This window comes from Cedecea neteri (assembly GCF_000758305.1).
Classification (GTDB): Bacteria; Pseudomonadota; Gammaproteobacteria; order Enterobacterales; family Enterobacteriaceae; genus Cedecea; species Cedecea neteri_C.
Window position 1 is genome coordinate 3,958,766 of the sequence record NZ_CP009458.1, and the last position, 14,729, is coordinate 3,973,494.

The following is a 14,729-nucleotide window of genomic DNA, read 5'->3' on the forward strand; positions in this document are numbered from 1 at the left end:
CAACGACCATGCTGATGGAAACCTTTGGTATCTCACGCCCTCAGGCTCAGAAAGATATAAAGCTTTACCAGCAACTCTCGCCTAAGGCGCTAAAGCCATATCAGTTGGGTATTCCCTACTATCAACCTACTGACGGGTTTGAGCCGGTGTTATTATCCAAGGCAGATTTGCAGTGGCAGGCCATTGAAGAGTTCGCGCCGCCCATAACTGCACACGCCACTGAAATGCCCATGCTGTTACGCCATCATAATTTGCGTGTTCTGGCACGATTACTCTCGGCCATTGAGCACCAGCAGTCTATTGAAGCTGTAGTAGCAACAATGAATTCACCTAAAGGACGTAGCCGACGGCTAACACCCACGGCTATCGCGTTCGTTAATAACCGTTACCACGTACGCGCTTTTTGTTGGGATAATATGGCGTATCGCGATTTTCTCATTGGTCGTTTCAAAAACACCCCAAAAGTAGTTAAACCCTCGAAAAACACGCAGAACTGGGGCGATAATGCACCTGCCTTTGAACGTTGTAGAGGTGTCCCACCTAATCCTGATACTGAGTGGGAGCAGATGATCGAACTTGAGCTGAGGCCTAATCCACACCTCAGCCAAGATCAGCAGGCATTAATCGTGATCGATTATGAGTTGGATCAGGATGGAATCACCAAACGGTTCGCGCTTCGCAAACCGCTAATCGGTTATTTTCTGATCGACAATCGCATTCCTGCAAGTGAAGCTGAATACAATCTTGCTGTTAATGAAAATCCTAAGGCTTGGCCAGTATTTGCCTTCATAACTGACTCAAATAAACTTGCCCACGAACTCGGATTTGACCCAAGTTGATTTCTAGTAAGAAAAAGTTCTGTAGAATATTCGAAGTATCTCAGAGCTAAGTTGGCCGATCCGGGCCAAATGTCGGCTTTGGGTTATCAGGTTCAATCCACATTAATTTAACACCGTGACGAGGAAATAGACTCATCCTTTGTTTAACCACTCTCCTGGTGTTTTCCACTTCAACAACCGCTCAATTGCCGTATCGTCAGACAGGAACTGACGGGCAAGTTGCAGGCGTTCCATGACCTGTATCTTCTGCTGGTTATCAAGCATTGCTGCATCCATCTCTGCTTCGTAAAAAAACTGCTCCAGCCGTTTGTCTTCTGCCCACTGGGCAATAATGGATTTCAGCTCAGTACGACTGGCATTACACGCTTCCTCCGCCTGCTCTATCCGCTTCTTTTCCAAGTATATGGCTTGTTCCCGCTCACGCTGAATGCGCCACTCCTCAGCTTCAATTCTGCCCTGTTCTAGTTGCTTTGAAATTAACGGAACAGCCTGTTGCATTGCCGAAATCATCTTAGGGATCTGACTAATTAATCCACATTGTTTTGTCTGCCGGAACTGAAGTAACCATTTTGCGGAAGTATAAGGTGAGTAAAGCTGCAACAGAAATCGCCCAGTAGGCAAGGTATGTTTCGATACGTGAAGAAAAGGTTCACTATTTCTTCCCCGTATCCATCTCCCCATCTGTTCGTCACGTACATAGCGATTCTTGACTTTTTTCGCTGGAACATACTCCGTCATTTCAGCAAGACTAAACGCAAAGTACATATCCTCAATACAAATAATACTTGGCGTATAAGGCCGCCATAGATTGCCCCTGCGATACCCACCCTCTTTCGAATCTTCCTTAATATCAATATCCGCACGATGTAGCCTTTCTCCCGGTGCATCCAACGTAACCCGGTATCCCTTATTTCCCAGGGCATCAAAGAATCTACTCAGGAACTCTATCGCACTATCAAATCCCGTATCAGAAACGTTGAGATCCAATAATTTCTTTTTCGTAGGCTTGTAATAGCCATCTTCTGTAACCGAGGAGGCCGGCAGATACGTTTTAAGATCATTTATTAACCCATAGCCATTCCCTGTAACAGGAGCTTGCTTTCGGGTTACGGAAAGTACTGGTTTTGGTAACGCAGTGGTGGAAGGTTGCACTGGTGGGTTGCTATTCTCAAGCGCCTTCACCACCTTATCCTTTTTCAGAGCTGGTAGCTCGGGGATTGCAGGTGCAACCCCTTTCGCCAGCGCTTTCCAGTAACCCGCAAGCGGCCTAGGTATACGCATTTCACTGCATTGTTTCGCCAGTAAATCCGTACTAATGCCATACAGGGCAGCTATACGCTCCGCAGGCTCACGCCAGACCAAGTGATACAGCGCTTCCCGATCTTGGGGGAAAATATGTGCAGCATCCTGTGGATTAATATCTGACATCACATTACCCTTCTTTGGCTAAAATTATCAGAAATCTTTGCCTGCTGGTCATTGAAAGGACTCTGGCCGGGCTCTCCATCGATTGACGTATCAATCGCGTTCGAAATGCCCGTTACCAGCAAAAATCTCTCTGTCAAATAAGATATATTCCTGTGAAAGTGCTTACAACTACACTTCCACTTATTGAATACTCGACAATCCCATCAAAACAATTCATTGATAAAGAAAAGTCGTACCACACAATCCGGGTGAACAAGAATTGGCTGTAGCTGTGATAACTGGCCTCAGCTGGTAGCATCAGCCAAAGTGAGTACGAATATGAGTACAAGATTAGTTAATAAAAATAAAAATGTTAAATATCAATAATATAACAATAAAATTACGGTTCAACGTCTAAGCCTTTCTCTTCAGCCATAAAAAATCCACGCTCAGGCGTGGATTTTTTTATAATGCATTAAGTGAAACTTTTAAACTTAATCTAAATTAGGCACAGAATTAGTTAAGCGAATAGATTTAAATATTCACAGGAGCACTCTACTAAAATTCATTATAGATAAACGGTCAGGTTCATATCACTGACATTTATATCCTGAAAGGTCCTGTGTCATGCATATATCTATATCATCCAATCATGGTCGTTCTTATCAGTCAAAAACACTATCAGGACAAAGTTTGATATCTTTAGACTTCCAGTTGACAATTTTTTCACTGGTATCTATGTCTTTGACAGAAACAAAATCGCCAGCATATAAGGAACCAGTGACTACTATATCGTAGTTATGGTTAGCCTGGGGAATAAAATCGGCATACGTCCAGGTGCTCGCATAATGTACAACATTGATCAATTGCCCAGGCTTAATCGTAAACTCATTTATAAATGGACCGCTTACATTTTGAGATGCGGGCATGCCTGCAAGCCTCTTGTTACCCGTTACCGGGATCCCCATAAGGGCAAAACCAGAAGTGATACGTCTTTCTAGTACCTTTTTATAACAGCCGCTAACCTGCTTTTCATAGAACTGTAATGCTGTGTTACCCATAGTATCGGCGCGTATACGGGCTGCATCGGCACCTTTATAGTCTTCAAGTGCAGGCCGGAAACCAGCAGTGCATCCGCTAAGAAGTATTGTCGCTATTCCAGTAGCTATAATTTCTTTATACATTTCTGAACCGTTATATTAATTTGAGTTAAGTGAAAGATTTTATAACATCACTATCTGTATTTTTTTATTTAGCCAGACGATTGGTTATTAGTAAACTAAAATCTGATACAGACAGCATTATCATAACTGATTTTTATCATGCTTCTAAGGTATAGCATTTAATAACCCCCCCCAAATTCTTACCAACACAAATCAACACGGCACTAAAGCACAGCATATATAGTCAGTATAAACTGAACAATTTATAAACATAATGAATAACCTGACAATAAAAAAATCCACGCTCAGGCGTGGATTTTCTTTAAACAAAGAACAATCAGCGAGCCGCGCTGTTCGGGTAAACCGTCGCCGCCGGTAGAATGCGTTTATCCAGTCGGTGTAACCCGTAATAGAGTGCTGCGGTGCCAAACCAGCCAATAATCCACGACACATCGTTGCCTTCGAAGAGCCACGTCAGCGAGCCGTGGAAAAGCGGGTTCTCAATAAACGGCAGTTGAATCAGCACCCCGACGATATAAACCCCTATGCCAAACAGGTTCCAGCGGCCATAGCGCTTATCGGCGTCAAACAGCGCGGGAATATCTACGGCTCGGGACGAAATAAAGAAGTAATCGGTCAGGCTAATCGCGCTCCACGGTACAAAGAAGGCCAGCAGGAACAGCAGGAAGTGGGTGAAATGTTTCAGGAATGCCGGTTCGCTAAGCAGCGCAATGATGCATGAGGCCGCCACCATCAGCACCACAAACAGAATGCGGTTCTTCTGACTCAGGGTTACCTGCTTGCGGAACCCGGACACAATGGTGGTCAGCGACATAAAGCTGCCGTAGGCGTTCAGCGTGGTAAAAGTAATTTTGCCGAAGCAGATAGCAAAATAAATCAGCATCGCCATGGTTTCGGTTTTACCCAGCCCCACAATATAGCCAACTTCGTGCCCGGAAAAGGCGCTCCCGGCTATGGCCGCGGTGATAACGCCCAGCGTCATCGAGGCCTGAGTCCCCAGCACGGTGCCGCTAAACACCGAGAAAAACACCTTCGGGCCAGACACGTCTCGCGGCAGATAGCGCGAGTAATCGGAAACATAGGGGCAAAAGGCAATTTGCCAGGAAGAGGACAGCGACACCGCCAGCAAAAACATCGGCATAGAGAAATGGTTATTTTGCAGGATAGCCGTGAGATCGGTATTGAACAACAAGGAGCCAAACAGCCAGGCAAAAGCCAGCACGCCGACAATACTGGCGACCTTCCCGAGCTTATGGATAACGCGATAGCCGAGCACGGCAATGACGATGATAATGGCGCTGAACAGGATCATGCCGCTGACATCGCTGATGGACAGCAAATGCGCCATCGCCTGCCCCGCCAGGACGGTACCACTGGCGGAAAACCCGATATACATGATGCAGACCAGCACCAGCGGAATGACAGCCCCGTAAACGCCAAACTGCGCCCGGGAGATGATCATCTGCGGCAAGCCAAGACGCGGCCCCTGCAAAGCGTGGAAGGACATGATCGATGCCCCCAGAATCTGCCCCACAAACAGCCCCACCAGCGACCAGACAACGTCGCCCCCCAGTACAACGGCTAGTGCGCCGGTGACAATCGCGGTGATCTGCAAATTGCCGCCAAACCAAAGGGTAAACTGGCTAAACGGATGCCCGTGACGTTCGCCGTCCGGGATGTAATCGATAGATCGGGTCTCGCTGAGACGTGAGCCCTTTTTTGACTGTTCTTCTGTGGATGAAAAGGAAGACATAACGACCTCGCTAAACCTGATTAAACGCCGGAAAACCCATCGCACATCAAATGATCACTCATGTATATACAAGCAATGTGCGTAAACCACACCCTGCTGATAATGAATTTGCGAACTAAGTTGTAGATTTTATGTAACCAAATTGATGTGTAGATGTACCAATACGAAAAACTGATGGTTAGCGAGTGTAGGAAGGCCAGCCCGGGCATTGACGGGAGGATAGGCGTTAAGCAAAAGCGGGAAATTAAGGCGTCAATGAATGCCAAAAGAAACCCACGCTGACGGTGGGTTTCTTATCTGGCTACCTGCTATACAGGCCGCAAAAATGGGGGTTACAGCCCGGCGGGGCGAGGCACTTCAAAATAGTTGCCGTTAATATCCTTCTGGTAATAGCTCCCGTTGCGCACGTAATAGCGCTTACCGTTGTAATCCAGCACGCTGACGCCAGAATTGATGCTGGACGGCGTCTCTACGCGAATGTATTCCGCCCCCTGACGCTGGTAGTAAATCCCATTGACCACATAATAGGTCAGACCGCCAACGATAATGGCCGTGGCAAGCCCAGGTAATACGGTCAAACGCGGCCCACCATAGAAATAATGTGGCCCTGGATAATAACGCGGGCCAGACCAGAATCCTGGGCCATGACCAAACCAGGGGCCAGGGCGCGCCTGCGCCAGGGACGGCACAACAATCAGCGCAGACATTGCCAACACATACAGATACTTTTTCATCTTAAACTCTCCTGACCTGCGGCTGAACGCGAGCTTTAGCCCGCTTTATGTCGATTATAATCCCGCCGCCTCAGGCTTTTCCGTATAGGGAAAGTAAATCCGTGAAATCTCCACAATCCTGGTTTTGGCGTCTTTATTTATCCATAGATGTAAAAAATCCACGCAAAGCGTGGATTTTTTTATCTGCAAGAACGCTGGCGTGAGTTTATTCGAAACAAACGTCAGGGTTATCCGCCAGGGAGATAAAGGTCTTGCTGTTTTTATCCAGGGTACGGATTTCACCGCTTTCGATATCATAAACCCAGCCGTGCAGGCGCAGGCCATTGTTACGCAGCCCTACCGCAACGGAAGGATGCGTTTTAATGTTGTTCAGCTGAGCAATAACGTTTTCTTCTACCATGGCGTTGACCTTGTCGGTCTCGTTGTTCCAGGTTTTCTTTTCCACTACCGCTTTTGCCGCATCGGCATAGTGCAACCAGTGTGCAACAGCTGGCATCGGGTCCAGACACTGGCAGGAGGCGATTGCTTTCATCGCGCCGCAGTTAGAGTGCCCACAAATCACAATATCGGTCACGCCAAGGGCAACAACCGCGTACTCGATGGTCGCAGAAACGCCGCCCGGCTCCGGGCCGAAAGAAGGCACGATATTGCCGGCATTACGAATAACGAAGAGCTGCCCAGGTTCTTGCTGCGTAACCAGCTCCGGCACCAGACGGCTGTCGGAACAGGAAATAAAAAGCGCTTTAGGATTTTGGCTGGACGCCAGGCTGCGAAAGAGCTCTTTGCGCTGCGGGAAAATCTCTTTCTGGAAGTTAAGAAAACCTTCGATGATATGTTGCATAGCACGTTCTCTTGTTCTGTAGTGACCCCGACATGATAGAGATCACATTGAGTTAGTCCAGCCCCAACGCCGCTTTTTCTCTGCCGACAAACCGGAATAAATCCACATCAACCATGGATTTATTCCCTGCGACCGGCAGCAAATACTTAGCCACATCGGGCTTTAATCGCCGAAACGTTTCTCTCCAGATTAGCCGGATCGTATTCCGCTAGTTGAAAATTAAAACCTTGATTCTTTTGTAGATCCAGCCGTTCCGGGCGCAGCATATTCGGGTTACTGTCAACGTCGAATAGCTTCGCAATATGCCCGGGATCGATTCGTCCGTTCGCCATATTCATAAAATGCGTGTTGATGTCGTTGAGCGATACCGGATGCGAGGCTTTCTTGCTCATCCAGTCATCAAGGCGCAGCGGGCGAGTCGCCCCGTCCCCTAAATCCGACTGATACAGGAACGCGTCGCGTCTTGGTTTTGCACTCGCCGGCAGATCAATCACGTAGGCATGGCCCATACCTGCATCGTTCACACGCAAAATAAAATGTTTGTGAGCGGGTAAATTGGCAAGCTGCTGCTGAAGCTGAGGTAACGACATTGTACGCCCGTGTTCAAAAGCGTAGCTGAAATGGTCAGTGTCGAGGAAAAGCTTCATCACGTTATTCGCCGTAACGCCGCAAACAGGCTCGTTTATGCGCTTGCTGCTGCCCAGCATCGCCTCAACTTCATGCTTTGGCATTCCCCAGTCTCTGGCCGTATTTGAGATATTATCGTCTATCGCCTTCAGCAGCGCCGAAGGGCTTTTGTGATGAATCGGCACCGAATTGTCATCGCTGTTAAGCAGCACGTTAGCCCTCAGGTTTTTGCCGCTTAGCTTCGCAAAATCCTGCACCAGGCGGGTGGACGGGTTATTCACGCTGCGGGACGACGAAGCCGTGGCCGACGTTCTGGAGGTGCGGCTCGACTGGCCGCTTTGTGCCTGCAAGCGCGGATCGGACTGTGTAGGACGGAACGTATTAAGGATGTTTCTCATCGGAGGGTATTCCACTCGTTGGGCAATTGAGGCTGAGTGGTAGCGCTGGCGCGCAGGTTCCCTACAGAGATAAAAAATCCACGCCGAAGCGTGGGTGACAGGACTATTTCAGATTCAATGGATTGGTTGATTTCAGGTTTACATTCTCCGCCAGCAGATTGACCTTCTTCGTCTCGTCTTTATCAAACGGGGTACGTTTCTCATCGGTCAAACGCGCCGCAACGTAAGTCTGAACATACTCGGCGTTATGGGTTGCGCGGCTGGTTTCCACGCTCGCCAGGTTGCCCTTTTTGAACTCCAGCGTCGTCCGGGTTGACGTTTCTTCGCTGATCACATGATAAGTGTAGTTTTGCGACGATTTCTGCCCCGTGAGATCGAGTTTCCCGCCAGAGAGCAGCGACTCATGATAGCTGGCCTTGAGACTAGCCCTCGTGCTTTGAACCAGTTTGCTCAGGTCACCCCGGCTGTCGGTGGTGGCCTGGGTCGTCTGGCTAAAGTCATAGGAAAAACTGTCGTTTTCCTCAGGCTTGTAAGGGTTAGAGGCCGAATCCGCCTGCTTGAAGGAGGCGGTAAAGTCAGCCAGCCCGCTCAGGTAAGCGCGAGCCTTATCCTCTGTAGAGACGGTGATACTTTGCTGTACCCCTCCAGTTTTCGCCTCGTTTGAGCCGTAATCGCTGTTTAAGGCGTGGAAGGCATTTTTAAACAGGGCAAGCTGGGCTTTGTTCGCGTGGCCGCGAGATCCGGCCCCATCCAGCTGTTTCTCATAGGCGGAGAGCGCCTGAGCCTGCTGGCTTTTGCTGCCCAACGTTCCCGGGTTACTGAGGTCAGTGGTCAGGTTAAACGTGGCGTCGCCGTCTTTGTAGCTTAACGCGCGCTGCGTACTGTCGCTCTGGAAGCTCAGAGACTGAATTGAGTTGCCGGCCTGGCTGACATCGGTATTCAGTTCCACAGACTTGAACAGCTTGCTGTTAACGTTGAGCAATCCATCGATTTTTATCGCCGGAGGTTGCTGCGACAGGCCATCAAGCGCGTTCTGGAAGCCATCCGCCAGGCCCGAGATCGCCGCCACGTCATCGTCGGTCAGGTCACCGCCGCTGGTCTGGACTTGCGCAACCAGGCCTTCAGACTGGCGGGATAACGAAATGCTGACCTTAACGCCGCTCTGTGTTTCGATATTCAGTGCGACCGCGCTGTCTTTGTCCTGCACAACGTCGCCATCTACGGCGGCGGCCGCAGGCGAGGCAACCGCCAGAGAGAAGCCTTTCGGATTATCTTTCAGCGCCTGCAGAAGCTCTTTACCCAGCCCCTGGAACGAGACAGAACCCGGTTGCGAAAGGGTAGCCCCCATCAGCGCGGACAAACTGCTGTTGCCTGCGGGCGTATTCGCCCTAAGTTTCTGGGCACCGAACGAGTAAACAGCGTTGATGCTGTCGCTCGCGCCGCTGAGGGTGACGCGCGTTGAGGCCTGGATCGCCGGGGCGGGAACCACAGGAGCTTTAACCTTTGCCGTAATATTTGCTCCCATTAAGGGAGCAGAAATGCCAATGCTGCCAATCGGACCTGTCATTTAATTCATCCCATTATGTTGGTCTGCAGTAAATATCGGCCTGAGTGGGGTTAACTTGAGTGAAAAAGCATCCACGGATAAACGTGGTTAACGCAGCGTATAGCCGCCATCGCAATAGATAGTGCTGCCGGTAATATTATGATTATCCAGTAGAAAAAGCGCCGTTGCAGCCTGCTCATCTACGTGCCCCGGGCGGCCATTTAACGCCAGGCTGTTCCAATATTGGTAGGCCGATTCGCGCACGTCAGCCGGGCGATTGCGCCAAAGTTCGCTATCGGTAGTGCCCGGCGACAGGCAGTTGACTCGAACCGGCTTCAGCTCCACCGCCAGCCCCCGCGCCAGTCCCTCAAGCGCCGCGTTGCAGGCAGCATAAGCGGGAGCACCAATGGGCCGGGCGGACGCCGCGCCGGACATCAGCACCACTGCAGAGGAGGCATGCAGACCAGGAAGCGCTTCGTAGACAGCCCAATATTGTGACCAGAATTTTGCCTGAAACAGCGCTTCCGACGTGGCGGCATCGCCGTCGCGAAAATCCCCGGTTTGATAAGATGCGGCCGGAGTAAACAACCCCGCCAGCGGCCCGGCATCCGAAAAGAAAGCCCGGAGAGACAAGCGATCGGTCACGTCCACCGTTTTGCCTGCGGCATGTTTGCCAAGTTCCGCCAATGCCGCCTGCAGTTTTTCCTCTGACCGCCCACCGATAAGCACGCTGTCTCCGCGAGACGTCAACTTGCGGGCGAGCGCCAGCCCGATACCAGAACTGCCGCCCAAAATGGCATAACGCGCATGGGTCATGATTTTCTCCTCGTGAACTTGCAGGCCAGCATTACAACCTGAAATCCCGTAGGCAGATAGCTCAATAGCGGATATGCATTTTCACCGGGTAACTAACGCGTTAACTGCTTCAGCACCTGCGCGAAACCTGCTTTGATCTCCGCGTCTTTCTCGTGCCGCCCTTCGCGTATCACCCATTTCCCGCCGGTCATAACGTCTTTGATTGGGTTAGAAGAGCAGGCAAAAATCCAGCGGTTCAACAGCTCGCTATCTTTCGCCGTCGCCAGGAACGGATCGTTGCCGTCCAGCACCAGCCAGTCGGCTCTCGCCCCAACGGCCAGCTCGCCAATATTTTGCCCCAGCGCCATGCGTCCGCCGCGCAGCGCCCCCTGATAAAGCACATTGCCGACATACGGCTCCGCTTTAAGGTGAAGCAAATTGCGGCGGCGGTTATTCAGCCGCTGGCCGTATTCAAACCAGCGTAAATCCTCGCTGACGCTGACGCTGATATGGCTGTCGGAGCCAATGCCCCAGTTGCCACCCTGCTGCAAAAACGCCTGGCCTGGGAAAATGCCGTCCCCAAGATTAGCTTCAGTCGTCAAACACAACCCGGCGACTGCGCCAGAATCAGCCATAAGCCGGGTTTCGCTTTCGGTGATATGGGTGGCATGAATCAGGCACCAGCGCTCATCGACGGGCATATTGTCATACAGCCACTCGACGGGACGCAGCCCGGACCAGGCGAGGCAGTCCGCCACCTCTTTCTGCTGCTCGGAAATATGAATATGTACCGGCTGAGGCTGCGTCTGGCTCGCCAGCACAAGATGCATTTGTTCCGGCGTCACGGCGCGCAGCGAATGGAAGCACAATCCGGCACGCTGCATCGGCTCCGGGGCAAGCGCCGTGGCAATGCTCTCGTACAGTTTCAGGTAGCTGTCGGTGTCATTAATAAAGCGGCGCTGCCCCGCCGATGCGGGCTGCCCCCCGAAACCGGAATACGTGTACAGCACCGGGAGCAGCGTCAGGCCGATGCCGACATTTTTTGCTGCCTGAGCCACGCGCAGCGCCAGTTCCGCAGGCTGCGCGAAGGCTTTGCCGTCCACATCGTGATGCAGATAGTGAAACTCGGCCACTGAGGTATAGCCGGCTTTCAACATTTCGATATACAGATAGCTGGCGATGATCTCCAGCTGCTCCGGGGTGATTTTGCCCACCAGACGATACATTAGATCCCGCCACGTCCAGAAGCTGTCTGCCGGGTCGCCAACCACTTCCGTCAGCCCCGCCATCGCCCGCTGAAAAGCGTGCGAATGCAGGTTCGGCATCCCCGGCACGACAACACCGTCCAGGCGGATATCGCCTTCATTCGGCATGCTGTCAGCTGCCACTGACTGAATGACGCCCTCGGGCGAAACGCCCACTCTGACATTTTCCGCCCAGCCCTGCGGCAGAAGCGCTTTTGCCGCGAAATATACCGCCATATCAGCACCCCGGTTTGATGTTAATCAATTGTATATACATGCATGTATATATACATCCAAATAGGGGTAGAGTAAACTTTAAAGGATACCCGGGCGAGGAATGATGAATGGCACAAAACGACGTTTTTAAAGCAGCGGCAGAGACCGACAATCTGGACCAGCCAGCTCCCTATTATGAAAGGGTCAAAATCATTATTAAGACCAATATTCATAGTGGATTGTGGCCAGTAAACTACCGGGTTCCCTCCGAAAGTGAACTGGTGAATCAGTTTGGCTACAGCCGCATGACCATCAACCGCGCCCTGCGCGAGCTGACCGCCGAAGGTCTGCTGGTGCGTATGCAGGGGATCGGGACTTTCGTCGCCGAAGTGCGCGGGCAGTCCGCACTGCTCGAAATCAATAACATTGCCGACGAAATTGCCAGCCGCGGCCACCGCCATCACGCCCGCGTGCTGGAGCTGACCCAGGTGTATGCTGACGCGCAGCAGGCCATGGCCTTCAACTTACCCAAAGGCAGCCGCCTGTTCCACTCGCTGATTTGCCACTACGAAAACGGCGTCCCGGTGATGCTGGAAGATCGCCTGGTGAACTCGCTGATCGTGCCGGATTACTTCCAGCAGGATTTCACTCGCATCACGCCCAACGCCTACCTTTCGTCCATCGCGCCCATCGTTGAAGGCGAACATATTATTGAGGCAGTGAACGTGCCTCGCGAAGAGTGCGCGTATCTGGAAATCGACGAACACACGCCTTGCCTGCAGGTCAATCGTCGCACCTGGACCGGGCGCCAGAACAAAAAAATCGTCACCAGCGTGCGCCTGGTTTACCCTGGCTCACGCTACCGCCTCGAAGGAAGCATGCATAAATGATCCAGCTTCTGCCCTATGAGCAGTGCCCGGAAATGCTCTGGAAAAACGGCCAGGGCGTGACGCGGGAAATTTATCGTTTCCCGGCCACGGATAACTACGCCTGGCGCATTTCGGTGGCCACCATCCGCCAGGACGGCCCCTTCTCTCTTTTTTCAGGCTATCTGCGCAATATCAGCGTGCTGGAAGGCGAAGGCATGTATCTCACCGTCGACGGTGAACAAAGCGCGCTTATTCCGCCGTTCCGGGCCACGGATTTTAGCGGCGACAGCGCAGTCAGCTGCGCAATTGTCGGCGGACCGCTGCTGGACTTTAACGTCATCTATAAAGCAGAAACCACACAAGCCACGGTAAGCTGGCTGCGGGAAGGCACCTGGGCGCACCAGCAAGGTACGCAGTTGCTGTTTAATGCCGGTGGCGTTCTGGAAGTTGAGGTCAACGGTGAACGCCAGGTATTACAACACTACGACAGCCTGTTAATTAGCGCCCCGGCCACGGTCAGAGTGGTTTCCTCTGCTTCATCCCTCTTCGCCCGCGTCACCCTTTCGGCATAAAAAAACCGGCAGACTGGCTGCCGGTTTCAACGTTATTTCACTTCATCGCCCTTTAAACTCGGGTGATTGCTTATTTTTAAACGCCGCCAGACCCGCCGCCCGGTCTTCGCTGTCGGCGATTAACGCAGAAAGCGAGCGCTCGTAGGCCACGCCCGCGCTCAGCGGCATTTCGTAGCTGGCCGCCACGGCTTTTTTAATCATCATCGCGGCAAGCGGCGCGGCTTTTGCCACCTGAGTGGCCAGCACTAGCGCCTGCTCTTCCAACGCATCCGTTACGCGACTAACAAGCCCGGCACGCAGCGCTTCCTGTGCGTCGATTCTCCTGCCGCTTAACAGCATATCCATCGCCAGCGATTTGCCCACGGCGCGCACCAGGCGCTGCGTTCCGCCCGCCCCGGGAATAATCCCGATGTGGCTTTCCGGCAGGCCGAAGACGGCGTTTGAATCGGCGATAATAATGTCGCACAGCAGCGCCAGCTCCAGGCCACCGCCGAGGGCGTAGCCAGACACGGCGGCAATCAGCGGCGTTTCAATGCTCGCCACTCGATCCCACTTCTCGCTGAACCCGCTGCGCCATAATGTTGTCGCTGAAGCAGACGCCAGCGTGCCGGTATCCGCCCCGGCAGAAAACGCTTTGGGGGAGCCAAGCAAAACGATCGCCCTGACGTCTGGTCGCCCGTCCAGCTCGGTTAAGGTGCCGAGCAGCTCATCAAGCATCTCAGCCGTAAGCGCATTGTATTTTTGTGGCCGGTTGAGCGTCACCAACGCAACCGCGCCGTCAACGCGAGAAAGAATATCACTCATGCTTCTCTCCCCCTGTCAGCTGCCGGACGATGTCATCCCGGTGGCGCATTCCGGCTGCGGCGGTCTCTGCGGTCCACGCATAGAAGCCCTCCCCACTTTTCGCGCCTAGCTTACCGTCGGCGACTTTGGCTTTCAGCCATGCAGGCAATTGACTGCTGTTATCCAGCTCGGGGAGTAAAATACCGGCCACTTTCTCTACCGTGTCCAGCCCGGCAAAATCCATTAGCTTCATCGGCCCCATTGCCGCCCAGCGGGGCGCCAGCGTGCGCTGCACCGCCCGGTCGACGTCCTCCACGGAGCCGATCCCGGCATCCACCAGGTAAAGCGCCTCACGCAGCATCGCGTACTGCAGCCGGTTGATAATAAAGCCCGGAATATCCTGGTTAACGACTATCGTCTCTTTCCCCAGTTGCTGGCAGATGTCCCGCACGCGCTGGCAGATGTCATTCCCGGTCTGTTCGCCACGCACAATCTCGATCATCGGCATGGTATCCGCCGGGTTAAACCAGTGCATGCCGATCAGCCGCTGCGGCTGGTTCAAGGCCGAGGCCAGCAGCGTGATGGACACGCTTGAAGTGTTGGTTGTGATCACGCAATGCTCGCCCACCAGGCGTTCAACATCGCTCAGCACGCGTTGCTTGAGCGCCACGTCTTCGGCAACGTTCTCAGACACCAGGTCAGCGTCGCTCAGGCAAGCCTCAAAGGAGGTGGTGAACTCTACGGCTTCACCAGCGCCGAGGGTGGCCACAATAGCCCGCGCTTTATCGAGCGTAGGCTCAGAGCGCGACCACAAGCTAACGCGGTAGCCCGCACGTGCCATCACCACGGCGATGCGCGCGCCCATCGTTCCGGCCCCAATCACCGCCACTTTTTTTATTTGCACCATTTGCGTTCTCCGCC

Annotated in this window: 14 protein-coding genes; 3 read left to right on the forward strand and 11 right to left on the reverse strand. The window is 52.5% G+C overall.

Annotated elements, in window-relative coordinates:
• Positions 1 to 14: 14 nt before the first annotated feature.
• Positions 15 to 839, forward strand: coding sequence for a WYL domain-containing protein (locus LH23_RS18395; RefSeq protein ID WP_156108060.1), 825 nt, complete (start codon positions 15 to 17; stop codon positions 837 to 839).
• Between the two features lie 132 nt (positions 840 to 971).
• Here the strand turns inward: LH23_RS18395 and LH23_RS18400 are convergent, their stop codons facing one another.
• The 9 genes from LH23_RS18400 to LH23_RS18440 form a co-directional block, all read right to left on the reverse strand.
• Positions 972 to 2,267 carry a hypothetical protein gene (locus LH23_RS18400; RefSeq protein WP_039294302.1) on the reverse strand — a complete coding sequence of 432 codons (1,296 nt, stop codon included), beginning with the start codon at positions 2,265 to 2,267 and terminating at the stop codon, positions 972 to 974.
• 644 nt (positions 2,268 to 2,911) lie between these two features.
• Positions 2,912 to 3,430: a hypothetical protein gene (locus LH23_RS18405; protein ID WP_039294303.1), complete on the reverse strand. Its 519-nt coding sequence runs from the start codon at positions 3,428 to 3,430 to the stop codon at positions 2,912 to 2,914.
• Positions 3,431 to 3,746: 316 nt separating this feature from the next.
• Positions 3,747 to 5,183 (reverse strand): purine-cytosine permease family protein, encoded by a 1,437-nt coding sequence (locus tag LH23_RS18410; RefSeq protein WP_039294308.1) that lies wholly within the window; start codon positions 5,181 to 5,183, stop codon positions 3,747 to 3,749.
• Positions 5,184 to 5,515: 332 nt separating this feature from the next.
• On the reverse strand, positions 5,516 to 5,917 hold the full coding sequence (locus tag LH23_RS18415) for a DUF6515 family protein (RefSeq protein WP_008454157.1): 402 nt from the start codon (positions 5,915 to 5,917) through the stop codon (positions 5,516 to 5,518).
• Positions 5,918 to 6,122: 205 nt separating this feature from the next.
• Positions 6,123 to 6,758, reverse strand: coding sequence for a carbonic anhydrase (locus tag LH23_RS18420; protein WP_039294310.1), 636 nt, complete (start codon positions 6,756 to 6,758; stop codon positions 6,123 to 6,125).
• Positions 6,759 to 6,904: 146 nt separating this feature from the next.
• Positions 6,905 to 7,783 carry a cycle-inhibiting factor gene (locus tag LH23_RS18425; RefSeq protein ID WP_081946128.1) on the reverse strand — a complete coding sequence of 293 codons (879 nt, stop codon included), beginning with the start codon at positions 7,781 to 7,783 and terminating at the stop codon, positions 6,905 to 6,907.
• 103 nt (positions 7,784 to 7,886) lie between these two features.
• On the reverse strand, positions 7,887 to 9,350 hold the full coding sequence (locus LH23_RS18430; protein WP_039294313.1) for a hypothetical protein: 1,464 nt from the start codon (positions 9,348 to 9,350) through the stop codon (positions 7,887 to 7,889).
• A gap of 87 nt (positions 9,351 to 9,437) precedes the next feature.
• On the reverse strand, positions 9,438 to 10,145 hold the full coding sequence (locus tag LH23_RS18435; protein WP_039294316.1) for an SDR family oxidoreductase: 708 nt from the start codon (positions 10,143 to 10,145) through the stop codon (positions 9,438 to 9,440).
• A 92-nt stretch (positions 10,146 to 10,237) separates the two neighbouring features.
• Positions 10,238 to 11,605: a formimidoylglutamate deiminase gene (locus LH23_RS18440; RefSeq protein ID WP_039294319.1), complete on the reverse strand. Its 1,368-nt coding sequence runs from the start codon at positions 11,603 to 11,605 to the stop codon at positions 10,238 to 10,240.
• Between the two features lie 107 nt (positions 11,606 to 11,712).
• Between LH23_RS18440 and hutC the strand changes: the two genes are divergently transcribed.
• Together hutC and LH23_RS18450 are read left to right on the forward strand one after the other, a co-directional pair.
• A complete protein-coding gene (gene hutC / locus LH23_RS18445) occupies positions 11,713 to 12,474 on the forward strand; it encodes a histidine utilization repressor (RefSeq protein WP_008454147.1) in 762 nt (253 codons plus the stop codon).
• Entirely contained in the window at positions 12,471 to 13,025 is a 555-nt protein-coding gene (locus LH23_RS18450) for a HutD family protein (RefSeq protein WP_039294321.1), read from the forward strand. Before hutC ends, LH23_RS18450 begins: the two co-directional genes overlap by 4 nt.
• Before the next feature lie 42 nt (positions 13,026 to 13,067).
• Here LH23_RS18450 and LH23_RS18455 read toward each other — a convergent pair whose 3' ends face one another.
• Both LH23_RS18455 and LH23_RS18460 read right to left on the reverse strand, forming a co-directional pair.
• On the reverse strand, positions 13,068 to 13,829 hold the full coding sequence (locus LH23_RS18455; protein WP_039294323.1) for an enoyl-CoA hydratase-related protein: 762 nt from the start codon (positions 13,827 to 13,829) through the stop codon (positions 13,068 to 13,070).
• Entirely contained in the window at positions 13,822 to 14,715 is an 894-nt protein-coding gene (locus tag LH23_RS18460) for a 3-hydroxyacyl-CoA dehydrogenase family protein (protein WP_039294326.1), read from the reverse strand. Before LH23_RS18460 ends, LH23_RS18455 begins: the two co-directional genes overlap by 8 nt.
• Positions 14,716 to 14,729 lie beyond the last annotated feature (14 nt).

Excerpts from the sequence above, each read along its gene's own strand:
- LH23_RS18395 (WP_156108060.1), top strand. The coding sequence starts at position 15 with ATGGAAACCTTTGGTATCTCACGCCCTCAGGCTCAGAAAGATATAAAG.
- LH23_RS18400 (WP_039294302.1), bottom strand. The coding sequence starts at position 2,267 with ATGTCAGATATTAATCCACAGGATGCTGCACATATTTTCCCCCAAGAT.
- LH23_RS18405 (WP_039294303.1), bottom strand. The coding sequence starts at position 3,430 with ATGTATAAAGAAATTATAGCTACTGGAATAGCGACAATACTTCTTAGC.
- LH23_RS18410 (WP_039294308.1), bottom strand. The coding sequence starts at position 5,183 with ATGTCTTCCTTTTCATCCACAGAAGAACAGTCAAAAAAGGGCTCACGT.
- LH23_RS18415 (WP_008454157.1), bottom strand. The coding sequence starts at position 5,917 with ATGAAAAAGTATCTGTATGTGTTGGCAATGTCTGCGCTGATTGTTGTG.
- LH23_RS18420 (WP_039294310.1), bottom strand. The coding sequence starts at position 6,758 with ATGCAACATATCATCGAAGGTTTTCTTAACTTCCAGAAAGAGATTTTC.
- LH23_RS18425 (WP_081946128.1), bottom strand. The coding sequence starts at position 7,783 with ATGAGAAACATCCTTAATACGTTCCGTCCTACACAGTCCGATCCGCGC.
- LH23_RS18430 (WP_039294313.1), bottom strand. The coding sequence starts at position 9,350 with ATGACAGGTCCGATTGGCAGCATTGGCATTTCTGCTCCCTTAATGGGA.
- LH23_RS18435 (WP_039294316.1), bottom strand. The coding sequence starts at position 10,145 with ATGACCCATGCGCGTTATGCCATTTTGGGCGGCAGTTCTGGTATCGGG.
- LH23_RS18440 (WP_039294319.1), bottom strand. The coding sequence starts at position 11,605 with ATGGCGGTATATTTCGCGGCAAAAGCGCTTCTGCCGCAGGGCTGGGCG.
- hutC (WP_008454147.1), top strand. The coding sequence starts at position 11,713 with ATGGCACAAAACGACGTTTTTAAAGCAGCGGCAGAGACCGACAATCTG.
- LH23_RS18450 (WP_039294321.1), top strand. The coding sequence starts at position 12,471 with ATGATCCAGCTTCTGCCCTATGAGCAGTGCCCGGAAATGCTCTGGAAA.
- LH23_RS18455 (WP_039294323.1), bottom strand. The coding sequence starts at position 13,829 with ATGAGTGATATTCTTTCTCGCGTTGACGGCGCGGTTGCGTTGGTGACG.
- LH23_RS18460 (WP_039294326.1), bottom strand. The coding sequence starts at position 14,715 with ATGGTGCAAATAAAAAAAGTGGCGGTGATTGGGGCCGGAACGATGGGC.